General features: G+C 69.0%; 13 protein-coding genes. 8 read left to right on the forward strand and 5 right to left on the reverse strand.

The features are described 5' to 3' along the window. The first annotated feature begins 245 nt into the window (after positions 1–245). The 4 genes from AC0KUR_RS16635 to AC0KUR_RS16650 are packed head-to-tail and all read left to right on the forward strand — an operon-like array spanning position 246 to position 2887. Complete coding sequence (locus AC0KUR_RS16635; protein WP_473376193.1) at positions 246–1187, forward strand: 2-hydroxyacid dehydrogenase; 942 nt, start codon at positions 246–248, stop codon at positions 1185–1187. A gap of 31 nt (positions 1188–1218) precedes the next feature. After that, positions 1219–2151, forward strand: coding sequence for a hydroxymethylglutaryl-CoA lyase (locus AC0KUR_RS16640; protein ID WP_226229392.1), 933 nt, complete (start codon positions 1219–1221; stop codon positions 2149–2151). 26 nt (positions 2152–2177) lie between these two features. Then, positions 2178–2684 (forward strand): YbaK/EbsC family protein, encoded by a 507-nt coding sequence (locus tag AC0KUR_RS16645; RefSeq protein WP_034189135.1) that lies wholly within the window; start codon positions 2178–2180, stop codon positions 2682–2684. Next, positions 2681–2887 (forward strand): DUF1289 domain-containing protein, encoded by a 207-nt coding sequence (locus tag AC0KUR_RS16650; protein WP_034189134.1) that lies wholly within the window; start codon positions 2681–2683, stop codon positions 2885–2887. Before AC0KUR_RS16645 ends, AC0KUR_RS16650 begins: the two co-directional genes overlap by 4 nt. Before the next feature lie 243 nt (positions 2888–3130). On the opposite strand, the gene AC0KUR_RS16655 is transcribed toward AC0KUR_RS16650, so the two are convergent. Continuing rightward, complete coding sequence (locus AC0KUR_RS16655; protein ID WP_473376194.1) at positions 3131–4033, reverse strand: DMT family transporter; 903 nt, start codon at positions 4031–4033, stop codon at positions 3131–3133. Between the two features lie 112 nt (positions 4034–4145). Here AC0KUR_RS16655 and AC0KUR_RS16660 point away from each other — a divergent pair, with 112 nt between their 5' ends. After that, positions 4146–4637: an Lrp/AsnC family transcriptional regulator gene (locus AC0KUR_RS16660; RefSeq protein ID WP_034189293.1), complete on the forward strand. Its 492-nt coding sequence runs from the start codon at positions 4146–4148 to the stop codon at positions 4635–4637. 33 nt (positions 4638–4670) lie between these two features. Here AC0KUR_RS16660 and AC0KUR_RS16665 read toward each other — a convergent pair whose 3' ends face one another. Further along, positions 4671–5567 carry an alpha/beta fold hydrolase gene (locus AC0KUR_RS16665; RefSeq protein ID WP_034189132.1) on the reverse strand — a complete coding sequence of 299 codons (897 nt, stop codon included), beginning with the start codon at positions 5565–5567 and terminating at the stop codon, positions 4671–4673. A gap of 289 nt (positions 5568–5856) precedes the next feature. On the opposite strand from AC0KUR_RS16665, the gene AC0KUR_RS16670 reads away from it, so the two are divergent. Continuing rightward, complete coding sequence (locus tag AC0KUR_RS16670; protein WP_343727658.1) at positions 5857–6816, forward strand: NAD(P)H-dependent flavin oxidoreductase; 960 nt, start codon at positions 5857–5859, stop codon at positions 6814–6816. 118 nt (positions 6817–6934) lie between these two features. Here the strand turns inward: AC0KUR_RS16670 and AC0KUR_RS16675 are convergent, their stop codons facing one another. The 3 genes from AC0KUR_RS16675 to AC0KUR_RS16685 all read right to left on the reverse strand — a co-directional run bounded on the left by AC0KUR_RS16675 (position 6935) and on the right by AC0KUR_RS16685 (position 9998). Then, on the reverse strand, positions 6935–7897 hold the full coding sequence (locus AC0KUR_RS16675; protein ID WP_059558877.1) for a LysR family transcriptional regulator: 963 nt from the start codon (positions 7895–7897) through the stop codon (positions 6935–6937). 184 nt (positions 7898–8081) lie between these two features. Then, positions 8082–9158: a porin gene (locus tag AC0KUR_RS16680; RefSeq protein WP_034189129.1), complete on the reverse strand. Its 1077-nt coding sequence runs from the start codon at positions 9156–9158 to the stop codon at positions 8082–8084. Positions 9159–9503: 345 nt separating this feature from the next. Next, a complete protein-coding gene (locus AC0KUR_RS16685) occupies positions 9504–9998 on the reverse strand; it encodes a hypothetical protein (protein ID WP_034189128.1) in 495 nt (164 codons plus the stop codon). 346 nt (positions 9999–10344) lie between these two features. Here AC0KUR_RS16685 and AC0KUR_RS16690 point away from each other — a divergent pair, with 346 nt between their 5' ends. Together AC0KUR_RS16690 and AC0KUR_RS16695 are read left to right on the forward strand one after the other, a co-directional pair. Continuing rightward, the gene (locus AC0KUR_RS16690; protein WP_034189127.1) at positions 10345–11376 is read left to right on the forward strand and encodes a bile acid:sodium symporter family protein; all 1032 of its coding nucleotides are present in this window, start codon (positions 10345–10347) and stop codon (positions 11374–11376) included. Positions 11377–11561: 185 nt separating this feature from the next. Next, positions 11562–13400 carry an EAL domain-containing protein gene (locus tag AC0KUR_RS16695; protein ID WP_049029326.1) on the forward strand — a complete coding sequence of 613 codons (1839 nt, stop codon included), beginning with the start codon at positions 11562–11564 and terminating at the stop codon, positions 13398–13400. Positions 13401–13627: the final 227 nt, after the last annotated feature.

Consider the following 13627-nt stretch of genomic DNA (forward strand, 5'->3'; position numbering starts at 1 on the left):
CGGCCATCCGTGGGCCGGCCATCCGCGTGCCGGCCGCCTGCGCGGGCCCGCGCGACGGCGCAATGTGCCGCGAAACCGTAGAATGTGGGCTTCCCGTCAGCTTCACACCGAGCCGGGCCGGGCGCCGATGCGCCGGGCCCACTCGCCAGGAGACGCCCGATGTTCGCTACGCCCGCCGGCGCGCCGCGCCCGGCTCCGCTCGCCTTGCCCGTGACGCGCCCCGCCGGCGCGCACGCCGTCGCGCAATGAAGATCCTGTTCTATTCCCCGCACCAGGAAGCCGGCGCATGGCGCGACGAGATCGCCCACGCGCTGCCGGAAGCCGAGCTGCGCGCGTGGCAGCCGGGCGACACGGCCGCCGCCGACTATGCGCTCGTGTGGCGCGCGCCGCGCGAATTCTTCGCGCCGCGCGACGGCCTGCGCGCGATCTTCAATCTCGGCGCGGGCGTCGACGCGCTGCTCGCGCTCGAGCGCGCGCATCCGGGCACGCTGCCCACGCACGTGCCGCTGGTGCGGCTGGAAGATTCGGGCATGGCACGGCAGATGGTCGAGTACGTGACGCACGCGGTGCTGCGCTACCTGCGCCGCTTCGACGAATACGACGCGCTGCAGCGCGAGCGCCGCTGGCAGCCGCTCGACCCGCATCCGCGCGCGAGCTTCACCGTCGCCGTGCTCGGCCTCGGCGTGCTCGGCACGCAGGTCGCGCGCGCCCTCGCCGCGCTCGGCCTGCCCGTGCGCGGCTACAGCCGCAGCGCGAAGCAGCTCGACGGCATGACGACCTTCGCCGGCGACGGCGCATTCGACGCCTGCATCGACGGCGCGAAGGTGCTCGTCAACCTGCTGCCGAGCACGCCCGACACCGACGGCATCCTGTCGTCGCGCGCGTTCGCGCGGCTCGCGCCCGGCGCGTACGTCGTCAACGTCGCGCGCGGCGCGCATCTCGTCGAGGCCGACCTGCTCGACGCGCTCGCGAGCGGCCGGATCGCCGCGGCCACGCTCGACGTGTTCCAGCACGAACCGCTGCCGGAAGACCATCCGTTCTGGCATACGCCGCGCATCACGATCACGCCGCACAGCTCGGCCGAGACGCTGCGCGCGGAGGCCGTCGAGCAGATCGCCGGCAAGATCCGCGCGTTCGAGCGCGGCGAACGCGTCAGCGGCGTCGTCGACTACGCGCGCGGCTACTGAATTCCGCCTCGAGAGAAACCAGGAGACAACCATGACGTTCCCCACCGCCGTCAAGATCGTCGAAGTCGGCCCGCGCGACGGGCTGCAGAACGAGAAGACCTTCGTGCCGACCGACGTGAAGATCGCGCTCGTCGACCGGCTGTCGCGCGCCGGCTTCCGCAACATCGAGGCCGCGTCGTTCGTGTCGCCGAAATGGGTGCCCCAAATGGCCGACGGTGCCGACGTGATGGCCGGTATCGAACGCCGCGCGGGCACCGTGTACTCGGTGCTCACGCCGAACCTGAAGGGTTTCGAGAATGCGCTCGCCGCACGCGCGGACGAGGTCGTGATCTTCGGCGCGGCGAGCGAGGCATTCTCGCAGCGGAACATCAACTGCAGCATCGCCGAGAGCATCGCGCGCTTCGAGCCCGTCGCGAAGGCCGCGAAGGATGCCGGCCTGCGGCTGCGCGGCAGCGTGTCGTGCACGCTCGGCTGCCCGTACCAGGGCGAGGTGCCGGTCGCGTCGGTCGTCGACGTCGTCGAGCGCTTCGCGGCGCTCGGCTGCGACGAGATCGACATCGCCGACACGATCGGCGTCGGCACGCCGAAGCGCACGCGCGAGGTGCTCGCGGCCGTCACGCGCGTGTTTCCGCGCGAGCGCCTGTCGGGCCACTTCCACGACACCTACGGCCAGGCGCTCGCGAACATCTACGCGGCGCTGTTCGAAGGGATCGAGATCTTCCACGCCTCGGTCGCGGGTCTCGGCGGCTGCCCGTACGCGAAGGGCGCGACCGGCAACGTCGCGACCGAGGACGTGCTGTACCTGCTGCAGGGCCTCGGCATCGACACCGGCATCGATCTCGCGCAGGTCGTCGCCGCCGGCGACTTCATCTCGAACGCGATCGGCCGCGCGAACGTGTCGCGCGCCGGTCGCGCATTGCTCGCCAAGGCACAAAGCGCGGCCGACGACTCGGCCTGCGTGTGACCACGGCACTCCATGGATTCCTCAACATGACGACACCTGCTTCATTCGATTCCCTCCCCGATTCCGCGCGACGCGTCGCGCTGTTGCTGCGCGAGCGCGGCCACGCGAAAGGCATCGTGATGCTCGCCGAAACCGGCAAGACGTCGGCCGAGGCCGCGGCCGGGCTCGGCTGCTCGGTCGCGCAGATCGCGAAGTCGATCCTGTTTCGCCGGCAGTCGGACGGCGCGCCCGTGCTGGTGGTCGCGAGCGGCGTCAATCGCGTCGACGAGAAGAAGGTTGCCGCGCAGGTCGGCGCGGTCGGCCGCGCGGACGCGAAATTCGTGCGCGACAACACCGGCTACGCGATCGGCGGCGTCTGCCCGATCGGCCATCTCGTCGAACCCGTCACGCTGATCGACGCCGACCTGCTCGCGCTCGACAGCCTGTGGGCGGCCGCCGGCCATCCGCACGCGGTGTTCAACCTGTCGCCGCACGAACTCGTGTCGCTGACCGGCGCGCCGGTCGCGGACGTCGCGTTGCGGGACCCGGCATGAGCGACGTGCCGCTGCCGGTCGGCACGGTCGCGTCGCCGTGCACCGACGTCTGCCGGATCGATCCGCGCACCGACTGGTGCGCGGGCTGCCTGCGCACGCGCGGCGAGATCAAGGGATGGCGCACGTCGGACGACGACGCGAGGCGTGCGCTGCTCGCGCGGCTCGACGCGCGGCGGCGCCTGCTCGCCGGAAGCGAGACATAAAAAAAAGCCGTTCAGCCTCGCGGGCGAACGGCGTCGAGATCGGAATCCTGTGAACGTGATCAACGTCACAGCCCGCATCATACGAGCGACGCGGCCGCATTGCATCGGGTGTTTCCCTACAACTTCTTACAGCGTTTTCCACGCGTGCGCGCGGGCCGCTTTCGCGCGCAATCGTCGTTCCCGAAACGGGCGCCCGGCGGGCGGCGGCGGCATCGTTCGGCCATGCCGAATCGTACGATCGTTTCAGTTGCCGACCGCCGCGCGACGCGCGGGCACGATGCGCCAGCCGAGGTTCACGCCGGCCGCCGCGAGCAGGATCAGCAGCGCGCCAAGCACCTGCGACCACGCGAGCGTCTGCCCGAACGCGAAGTGATCGACGACGATCGCGACGACCGGGTAGACGAACGACAGCGCGCCGGTCATCGCGGTCGGCAGCTTCTGGATCGCGCCGTACAGCAGCACGTACATCAGGCCCGTGTTGACGACGCCGAGCACGATCAGGTCGAGCCACTGCCCGGCCGTCGCGGGCAGCGTGCCGAAGTGCGCGAACGGCGCGAGCAGCACGATGCCGATGCCGGCCTGCAGCAACGCGAGCAGGTGCGGCGGCGTCCCCTTCAGATGCTTCGTGACGATCGACGAGATCGCGTACAGGAACGCCGCGCCGAGCGACAGCGCCACGCCCTCGAGATACTCGCCGGGCACCGCGAGCACGGACGGCTCGACGCGCACCACGAACACGAGCCCGGCGAAGGCGAGCGCGAGCCACGCGACCGTCGACGCGGTGATCCGTTCGCGGAACACGATCGCGCCGAGCGCGACGAGCATGAACGGCTGGGTGTTGTAGACGGCGGTGGCCATCGAGATCGACGCCCGCGAATACGCGGCGAACAGCAGCAGCCAGTTCGCGACGATCGCGACGCTGCCGAGCGTCGCGAGCGCGAGCATGCGCGGCGAGAACAGCGAGCGGCGCAGGAAGCCGAACGCCGCGCAGACGATCGCGAGCGTCGCGGCGCCGAACAGGCAGCGGAAGAACACGACATTCGTCAGCGGCTGCTGCGACGACATCACGAGCCAGCCGATCGTGCCGGACATCAGCATCGCGACGACCATCTCGGCGCCGCCGCGGCGAATTTCATTCGAGGCCATCATGAACTCCGTTGAAGAGACGGGATGACTTCGATTCTAGAAACTTGCTTTCGCCGAAACCACGGCTAAACTGAAGCGAATCAGCCGATTGACCTTCGAAAGCAAAGCAATCATGCCGAAACGCCTTTCTCCTCCCGCCGTCGCGTCGCTCGACGCGACCGACCGCGCGATCCTCGCGGCGCTCGCCGACGATGCGCGCATCGCGACCAGCGAACTCGCCCGGCAGATCGGGCTGTCGGCGCCCGCCACCGCCGACCGCGTGCGCCGGCTCGAGGCGCAGGGCGTGATCGCCGCGTTCACCGTCGAGCTCGACCCGCGCGCGCTCGGCTACACGTTGCAGGCGATCGTCCGCGTGAAGCCGCTGCCGGGCCAGTTGCACCTGGTCGAGGAGTTGTTGCGGCGCATTCCCGAATTCGTCGAATGCGACAAGGTCACCGGCGAAGACTGCTTCATCTGCCGGCTCTACCTGCGCACGATCGCGCACCTCGACGACATCCTGTCGAAGGTGACCGAGCGCGCGGAGACGAGCACCGCGATCGTGAAATCGACACCGGTGCCGCGACGCCTGCCGCCGCTGGCCGACGACGACCACGCGCAGCGCTGAGCAGCGGGCCGCGCGCGCTGCCCGCACGCACCGCTACGCAGCCGGGTCGCGCGCTTCGAAGAACGCGAGCAGTTCGTCGATCAGCGCGACGGGCGCCTCTTCCGGAATGTAGTGGCCGCAGTCGAGCGCACGGCCGCTGACGTCGCGCGCGACGCGTCGCCATTCGTCGAGCGGATCGAAGCAGCGGCCGACGATCCCGTGCTCGCCCCACAGTACGCGCAGCGGGCACGCGACCTTGTTGCCGCGCTCGAGATCGGCGCGGTCGTGCTCGAGGTCGATCGTCGCCGACGCGCGATAGTCCTCGCACATCGCATGCACGGCGCCCGGCTGCGCGAGCGCCGCGCGATAGGCGTCGAGCGCCGCGGGCGCGAACGGCGCGAGCCCGGCCGAGCGGTTGCCCATCACGCGCTCGATGTAGGCATCGGTATGGGCGCCGATCAGCGTCTCGGGCAGCGGCGCCGGCTGGATCAGGAAGAACCAGTGGAAATACGCGGTCGCGAATGCGCGGTCGGTTTTCTCGTACATCGCGAGCGTCGGCGCGATGTCGAGCAGCATCATCCGCTCGACGGCGTCCGCGTGATCGAGCGCGAGGCGGTGCGCGACCCGCGCGCCGCGATCGTGCGCGCACACGTGGAACTGCTCGAAGCCGAAATGCCGCATCACCGCGACCTGGTCGGCCGCCATCGCCCGTTTCGAATACGGCATGTGCCGCGCGTCGCTCGGCGGCCGGCCCGACGCGCCGTAGCCGCGCAGGTCGGTGGCGATCACCGTGAAATGATTCGCAAGCGTCGCGGCGACGCGATGCCAGATCATGTGGGTTTGCGGATGCCCGTGCAGCAACAGAAGCGGCGGACCCGCGCCTCCTTTGACACCGAAGATGTCGGTGTCCTGCACCGTCACGCGAAACGGTGCAAACGCCTCAAACGACATGGTTTGTTTCTCGTTGGTTTGTTATGGCGGCTATTTTAGGAGCGCCGGTGCGTCTACACAGCGGGGTAACCACCCGAAACCGTAGAAAGAGAACACTCCCTCGATTGCCGCCCCACCGCGCATTTTGTTAAGCTCGCGTAGAATCGCACGACCGTTCGTATTAATATGAACGCCATCGAGCGCACCGCGGTTCGCGGCTACACTCGAATCACCGTTCGCACGCCAAGCATGGTGTCGGCGCCACGCGACCGCGCGGGCGCCGACGGCCCCTGGAGACTGGAGACATCACATGGCATTGCCCGCTGTCCTGCAGAACCTGACGCTGCCCGTCATCGCGTCGCCGATGTTCATCGTCAGCTACCCCGAACTCGTGCTCGCGCAATGCAAGGCGGGCATCGTCGGTTCGTTCCCCGCGCTCAACGCGCGTCCGGCCGAGCAGCTCGACGCGTGGCTCACGCAGATCCAGTCGGAGCTGGCCGACCACAAGGCGAAACACCCCGACGCGGTGATCGGCCCGATCGCGGTCAACCAGATCGTCCACCAGTCGAACGCGCGGCTCGAGCACGACGTGCGCGTGTGCGTCGAGCACAAGGTGCCGATCTTCATCACGAGCCTGCGCGCGCCGGCGCGCGAGATCGTCGACGCGGTGCACAGCTACGGCGGCATCGTGCTGCACGACGTGATCAACCTGCGCCACGCGCAGAAGGCGCTCGAAGCCGGCGTCGACGGGTTGATCCTCGTCGCGGCCGGCGCCGGCGGCCACGCGGGCACGACGTCGCCGTTCGCGCTGGTCGGCGAAGTCCGCAAGATCTTCGACGGCCCGATCGTGCTGTCCGGCTCGATCGCGAACGGCGGCTCGATCCTCGCCGCGCAGGCGATGGGCGCCGACCTCGCGTACATGGGCACGCGCTTCATCGCGACGCAGGAAGCGCACGCGGTCGAGGACTACAAGCGTGCGATCGTCAACGCGAAATCGTCGGACATCATCTACACGAACCTCTTCACCGGCGTGCACGGCAACTACATCCGCGAGAGCATCGAGAAAGCCGGCCTCGATCCCGAGGCGCTGCCGGAATCCGACAAGACCAAGATGAATTTCGGCAGCGACAAGACGAAGGCGTGGAAGGACATCTGGGGCGCCGGCCAGGGCGTCGGCCTGATGGACGACCTGCCGAGCGTGGGGGCGCTCGTCGAGCGGCTGAAGCGTGAGTACGACGACGCGAAGGCGCGGCTCGGCGTCCCGCGCTGACGCATGCGGCGGCCCCCGCGGCCGCGATCGACACGCCAACCGTCGGCACCAACAAAAAAGCGCGAACCGCTGCGGTTCGCGCTTTTTTTTGTTGCCCCGCCGCGGCGGAATCCGCGGCTCAGACCACCCGCTTCATCCGCGTGATCGGCAGCACGCGCAGGCGCGATTCGATCGACGGGCACAGCGACTGCCCTTCGAAACGCGCCGCGAGGAAATCGACGAACGAGCGCACCTTCGCGGACACGTGACGACGGCTCGCGTACACCGCATAGATCGGCGCTTCGTGCGGCGGCACCGAATCGAGCAGCACCGGCACGAGCCGGCCCGACTCGATGTCGTCGCCGACCACCTCGGTGCCGAGCAGCGCGATGCCCGCGCCGGCGAGCACGGCTGCGCGCAGCCCTTCGAGATGATTCACGATCAGGTTGCCGTTCAGGTTCACGCGCGACGCGGCGGCCGCGTCGATCACCAGCGAATCGAGCATCGTCGAATTCGAATCGCGCCGCAGGTAGTTGTGGTGCGCGAGATCGGCGATCGTCTGCGGCGTGCCGTGCTTCTCGAGATACTCGGGCGACGCGACCAGCAGGATGTGCGCGGTCGCGATCTGCCGCGCGACCAGCGACGACGATTTCAGGCCGTTCGGCGCCGCGCGCACCGCGACGTCGTAGCCTTCCTCGATCAGGTCGACCACGCGATCGGACAGCGTCATGTCGACGGTCACGTCCGGGAAGCGGCCCGCGTAATCGGTGACGGCCTGCATCACGTGCCGCAGCCCGAACGCGGACAGCGACGTCACGCGCAGCCTGCCCTGCGGCACCACGCTCGCGGCGCCGACGGCCTGCCCGGCTTCGTCGAGTTCGGACAGCGCCTGCACGAGGCGCTCGTAGTATTCGCGTCCCGCCTCGGTAGGCGCGACGCGTCGTGTCGTGCGATGCAGCAGGCGCGCGCCGAGCTGCTGCTCGAGATGCATCACGTGCTTGCTCGCCATCGCAGCCGACATCTGCATGCGCTCGGCCGCGCCGACGAAGCTGCCCACTTCGACGACGTAGCGAAACACATTCATGCTGACGAGGGTATCCATCGAACTAGCTCGTAATGACGGGGGGAATGGTCCAATTACGAGATAGGGTAACAAAGGCGAGGAAACAGAAAGGTCAAGAAAGGCAAAACGGCGCCGCGTGTGGCGGCGCCGTTTCTGGCGGGAAAACATGCAGCCGGAACGCGCGATTTACACGCGCGGCCCGCGCACCGTTCGCGCGTGCGCGTCAGAACTTCGCGCGGATACCGGCACCGAACGTGTTGCCGGTCGACAGGCCGCTGATGTGGTCGTTCATGTAGGCCGCGTAGACGTCCGTGCGCTTGGACAGCGGATAGTCGTAGCCGACGGCCCAGGTCTGGCGCGTCTGGTCGAGGCCGCCCGCGTCGCGCGAGTACGCGTACGACGCCATCGCGTTGCCCACGCCGAGCGGCACGGACACGCCGCCCTGCGCGGTGTTCACGTGCCAGCTTCCCGCGACCTGGTCGTTCTTCGTATACATGTACTGGCCGAACAGCTTCACGAGCTTCAGGTCGTAGGTCGCGCCGACCAGCGCGATCCCCTGACTCTTCATGCCGGCGACGAGCGCGCTCAGATCCTGCGGGCCGTTGTTGAAGTTCACGTACTGATACATCGCGGTCGCCGCGAACGGGCCGTTCGCGTAGTTGAACTGCGCGCTCCACTTCTTCGAACGGTTGTCGCCGGCCTGGTTGCCGAGCGCGTACATCGCGCCGAAGTTCAGGCCGCCGAACGAAGGCGACGTGTACGACAGCGCGTTGTTCCAGCCCGAATCGCCGACCGCGCCCTGGTCGCTCGGATAGGTCGGGAACGTGCCGAGGCCGAGGAACACGTGATACACCATCGGCGAGAAGGTGTACGAGTCGTAGAACGGGTTGAACAGGATCGTCGACAGGAACAGGTGCGTCGTCAGGCGGCCGGCCGTCACCGTGCCGTACGGCGAGCTGATGCCGACGTACGCGTTGCGCGCGAAGAACGTGTCGCCCTGGAAGCGGCCGTACTGGCCGTTCTGCGCACGGAAGAAGCTTTCCAGCGTGAAGATCGCCTTGTAGCCGCTGCCCAGATCCTCGGCGCCGTGCAGGCCCCAGTACGACGTCGACATCCCGCCGCCCGACACGTTCCATGCGCGATCGCTGCCCGGGAACTTGGTCGCGCCGACCCATTCGTCGACCTGGCCGTAGAGCGAGACGCTCGATTGCGCGTGGACGGGTGCGGCGGCCGCCACGCAGGCGGCTGCGGCGATCAGCTTGACGGACGTGCGCGAGGCACGGCGAGCGAATCCTTTCATGGGATCTCCAGGTTTTGTCGAATAGTCGATAAGTGGCGCGAGCGTTGTTTTTTGGAGCCGAGTGCTTGCGTCGTATGGGGCGCAGCCATCTTTACGGATCATTCGTCCGGTCAAAATTGCGCACACTTATTGCGGGTATAGCGGCGGCATTAACTTCGCGGGATCGATACATGGCCGGATGCACGGCGGCGGCCCGGCGCGAACGCGGTCGCGCGGCGCAGCGGCGGCGTGGCATACGCGTGCCGGGCGCGAAAGATAGCGCAATGCGACGGGAAAATCAGCGGAAATCTGCGCGCGACTGTGGCGAATTCGCATCAGCCGGCGGGGGGGCGAATGCCGGGGCGCTCAGTTTCGGTAGAACGGGGAGAAAAACGGCGAGTGCGAAGGTTCTTCCTGCGAGCGGGGCGGCGGCATCGGACGGCCGCCGCGCTCCTCGTTGTAGCGCGCAACGTCGGCGCGGATCGACCCGGCACGCAGCGGCACGTTGCCGCCGCCCGGCGGGCGCGGCATCTGGCGCGCCTCGGCGCTGATCGGGCGATACGGGCTTTGCGCGGCGTAGTGGCCGTACGACGGCGTCGGCCGCAGCCCCCAGCGGGAGCCGGAGCCGCTCACGCCGCCGGGGCGCATCCCGCCGGGCGGCGGAACGCGGCGCCAGACCGGCACGCCGCCGGGCCCGCCGCCATTCGGCTGACCGTACGCGCGCATGTCGCCGCCACCGAAGCCGTGGCCGCCGAACCCATGACCGCCGTGGGGCGGTTGCGCGAGCGCGAGCGGCATCAGCAACGTGCCGAGCACGCCTGCCACCCATCGTCCGATCTTCCGTTTCACCCGTTCCGTCATCGTTCAGTGCCCGTCCACGCCCGCCGCCGGCTCCTTTCGGCCGACCCAAGGCTTTCAGCAGTAATTTATGAGCGGCCCGAAACTGTGTCGAGCCAAAAAGTGTTATGTCGCGGGCACCGGTGTAACACCATGTTACTGCTAGGTTTTTTCACTTCAGGGCGCGATCGCGACAGAACATTCTTCTGCCATCCCGCGTGTCGCCGGGCCGCTGCGACAGCCGCCGTTACATGCAATCAGTTCATCAATCGATTCCCACAATGAATTTGTGTAGTGAATCGTCAACCGGGACAATGACGCCATCCGCGCGCGCGACGCGCGCCTCCGTCGTTTCCGAATCGAGTTCCCGATGGCCCGTCCCCGTTTTCTTCCCGACAACTTCACGCTCGCGCTCGTCGGCACCGTCGTGCTCGCGAGCCTGCTGCCCTGCCGCGGCCCGGCCGCCCACGCGTTCAACTGGGCGACCAACATCGCCGTCGGCCTGCTGTTCTTCCTGCACGGCGCGAAGCTGTCGCGCGAAGCCGTCGTCGCGGGCGCGACCCACTGGCGGCTGCACGCGGTCGTGCTGCTCAGCACGTTCGCGCTGTTCCCGCTGCTCGGCCTCGCGCTGAAACCCGTGCTGCAGCCGCTCGTCACGCCGACGCTGTATGCGGGCGTGCTGTTCCTGTGCACGCTGCCGTCGACGGTCCAGTCGTCGATCGCGTTCACGTCGATCGCGAAGGGCAACGTGCCGGCCGCCGTGTGCGCGGCATCCGCGTCGAGCCTGCTCGGGATCTTCGTCACGCCGGCGCTCGTCGGGCTGATGATCACGTCGCAGTCGGCCGGCGCCGCGTCGCCGTGGAGCACCGTCGGCAGCATCGTGATGCAGCTGCTCGTGCCGTTCATCGCCGGTCAGTTGCTGCGCCCCGTGATCGGCGGCTGGATCGACCGCAACCGCGGCGTGCTGCGCTTCGTCGACCAGGGCTCGATCCTGCTGGTCGTCTACGTCGCGTTCAGCGAGGCCGTCAACGAGGGCCTGTGGCACCAGATCCCGCCGCGCGCGCTCGGCGGCCTGCTCGTCGTCAACCTCGTGCTGCTCGCGATCGCGCTGCTGCTGACCGCGTTCGTCAGCAAGCGGCTCGGCTTCAACCGCGCCGACCAGATCACGATCATCTTCTGCGGATCGAAGAAGAGCCTCGCGGCCGGCGTGCCGATGGCGAAGGTGATCTTCTCGGCGAACGCGGTCGGCGCGGTCGTGCTGCCGCTGATGCTGTTCCACCAGATCCAGCTGATGGCGTGCGCGGCGCTCGCGCAGCGCTGGGGGGCGCGCGACATGAGCGGCGAGCACGACGAGGGCGACGCGACGTCCGCGTCCGGCGCGCTGAGCGCGGGCAAGCGCTGACGCGGGGAAGGCAGGACGGCCGCCGGAAGGCCGCCGCCCCTTCTCCTGCCGGCCTTCCGGGCGTGCACCGACACGCGTGCGGCGCGATGCGCCATCGGCGCCCATCGTGTCACGAAATCTTCATTCAATTCCGCGCGAGCGCTGCCGTTAAGCCGGACGTCCCGTCGATTCGGCTGCCCTCGCCCATGCCCGCGCTCCCCACCGACTCCGCTGCCGCCCGCACCACGCGCCTGATCGCGGATCGCGCGCTCGCGGCCGTCTTCCAGCCGATCGTCGACCTCCGGTCGGGGACGGTCGTCGGTTACGAAGGGCTGATCCGCGGCCCGCGCGGCACGGACCTCGAACCGCCCGCCGCGCTGTTCGCACAGGCCGCGCGCGAAGGCGAGACCATCGCGCTCGAGCAGGCCGCCGCGCTCACCTGCCTCGACGCGTTCGCGGCGCTCGGCTGCGACGGCAAGCTGTTCCTCAATTTCAGCGCCGGGACGATCCTCGCGCTCGCCAGCAAACGCGAGCGCGCACGGCAGTTCCTCGGCCGCGCGCGGGTCGGCGCCGAGCGCATCGTGATCGAGCTGACCGAGCAGAATGCGATGCCCGATGTCGCGCACATCGGGCCGGCGGTCGCGTCGCTGCGCGACGCCGGCGTCCAGTTCGCGCTCGACGACTACGGCACCGCGAACGCGAGCATGAACCTGTGGCTGCGCCTGCAGCCGGACGTCGTGAAGATCGACCGCTTCTTCATCCACGACATCGCGCGCGACCCGCTCAAGTTCGAGGCCGTGAAGGCGATGCAGCACTTCGCGCAGGCGAGCGGCGCGCAACTGATCGCGGAAGGCATCGAGAACGAATGCGACCTGATCGTCGTGCGCGACATGGGGATCTGCTGCGTGCAGGGTTTCCTGCTCGGCCGGCCGAACGCGCGGCCGTCGCGCGTCGTCGCGCCGGCCGCGCGCGACGCGATCCGCGCGCCGCACATCGCGGTGTTTCCCGGCGCGACGCGCTCGGTGCGGCCGGCCGGCACGATCGCCGGGAAGATGCTGGTGCCCGCGCCGGCGCTGCCGCGCGACGCGACCAGCAACGACGTGCTCGAGCTGTTCAACCGGATGCCCGACCTGCACGCGGTCGCGCTCGTCGAACGCGGACGGCCCGTCGCGCTCGTGAATCGCCGCGGCTTCATCGACCGCTTCGCGTTGCCGTATCACCGCGAGGTGTTCGGGAAGAAGCCGTGCCTGCAGTTCGCGAACGACGCGCCGCTGATGATCGACAACGCAACGACGTTCGAGCAGCTCGCAAGTCTGCTCGCGAGCCACGACCAGCGCTATCTCGCGGACGGCTTCGTGATCACCGAACACGGCCGCTACGTCGGGCTCGGCACCGGCGAGAGCCTGGTGCGCGCGGTGACCGAGATGCGCATCGAGGCCGCGCGCTACGCGAATCCGCTGACATTCCTGCCCGGCAACATCCCGATCAGCGCGCACATCGACCGCCTGCTGCAGCGCGACGCCGGCTTTCACGCGTGCTACGTCGACCTGAACCAGTTCAAGCCGTTCAACGACCAGTACGGCTACTGGCAGGGCGACGAGGTGCTGAAGTTCGCCGCGACGGTGCTGGCCGGCGTGTGCGATCCGCAGCGCGACTTTCTGGGCCACGTCGGCGGCGACGATTTCCTCGTGCTGTTCCAGCGCGACGACTGGCGCGAACGCGCGGCCGACGCGATCGCGCGCTTCAACGACGGCGCGCGGCTCTTCTACACGCAGGCCGACCGGCAGGCGGGCGGGCTGCACGGCGAGGACCGCCACGGCAACCCGGCGTTCTTCGGCTTCGTGACGATGGCGATCGGCGCGGTCGGCGTACCGGCCGGCGCGCATGGCGCCAAACGGTACGGCAGCGACGAGATCGCATCGGTCGCGGCGCTCGCGAAGCGGCGCGCGAAACAGCAGCCGGACGGGCTGGCGGTCGTCGATCTCGACGCGGGCCGCGCCGCGCTGCGCCATCGCGGCGAACCGCCGGCCGCGGCGGCAGGCTGAGCGGCACGCGGCCGGCGGTTCGCGGCGGCACGGCCGCGTCTCGGGCGATGGCGACGGAGGTCCGCCCGCCGCCGCTGCACCGACCGTGGCGCACCGGCTGCCGGCCTGGCCGTGCAAGCCGTCGCGCATGCCGCCCGGACGTGCGAAGCCCGTTCGCTTCCGGCCCGCCTCCCGGCCGTGGCGCCTCGCACGCGCGCCTTGCCTTTTGCACGTTTTGTTTAGTATTT

Source organism: Burkholderia sp. YHN3-13 (assembly GCF_055810675.1).

Excerpts from the sequence above, each read along its gene's own strand:
- AC0KUR_RS16645 (WP_034189135.1), top strand. The coding sequence starts at position 2,178 with ATGACGACACCTGCTTCATTCGATTCCCTCCCCGATTCCGCGCGACGC.
- AC0KUR_RS16640 (WP_226229392.1), top strand. The coding sequence starts at position 1,219 with ATGACGTTCCCCACCGCCGTCAAGATCGTCGAAGTCGGCCCGCGCGAC.
- AC0KUR_RS16695 (WP_049029326.1), top strand. The coding sequence starts at position 11,562 with ATGCCCGCGCTCCCCACCGACTCCGCTGCCGCCCGCACCACGCGCCTG.
- AC0KUR_RS16675 (WP_059558877.1), bottom strand. The coding sequence starts at position 7,897 with ATGGATACCCTCGTCAGCATGAATGTGTTTCGCTACGTCGTCGAAGTG.
- AC0KUR_RS16670 (WP_343727658.1), top strand. The coding sequence starts at position 5,857 with ATGGCATTGCCCGCTGTCCTGCAGAACCTGACGCTGCCCGTCATCGCG.
- AC0KUR_RS16635 (WP_473376193.1), top strand. The coding sequence starts at position 246 with ATGAAGATCCTGTTCTATTCCCCGCACCAGGAAGCCGGCGCATGGCGC.
- AC0KUR_RS16690 (WP_034189127.1), top strand. The coding sequence starts at position 10,345 with ATGGCCCGTCCCCGTTTTCTTCCCGACAACTTCACGCTCGCGCTCGTC.
- AC0KUR_RS16660 (WP_034189293.1), top strand. The coding sequence starts at position 4,146 with ATGCCGAAACGCCTTTCTCCTCCCGCCGTCGCGTCGCTCGACGCGACC.
- AC0KUR_RS16680 (WP_034189129.1), bottom strand. The coding sequence starts at position 9,158 with ATGAAAGGATTCGCTCGCCGTGCCTCGCGCACGTCCGTCAAGCTGATC.
- AC0KUR_RS16665 (WP_034189132.1), bottom strand. The coding sequence starts at position 5,567 with ATGTCGTTTGAGGCGTTTGCACCGTTTCGCGTGACGGTGCAGGACACC.
- AC0KUR_RS16685 (WP_034189128.1), bottom strand. The coding sequence starts at position 9,998 with ATGACGGAACGGGTGAAACGGAAGATCGGACGATGGGTGGCAGGCGTG.
- AC0KUR_RS16655 (WP_473376194.1), bottom strand. The coding sequence starts at position 4,033 with ATGGCCTCGAATGAAATTCGCCGCGGCGGCGCCGAGATGGTCGTCGCG.
- AC0KUR_RS16650 (WP_034189134.1), top strand. The coding sequence starts at position 2,681 with ATGAGCGACGTGCCGCTGCCGGTCGGCACGGTCGCGTCGCCGTGCACC.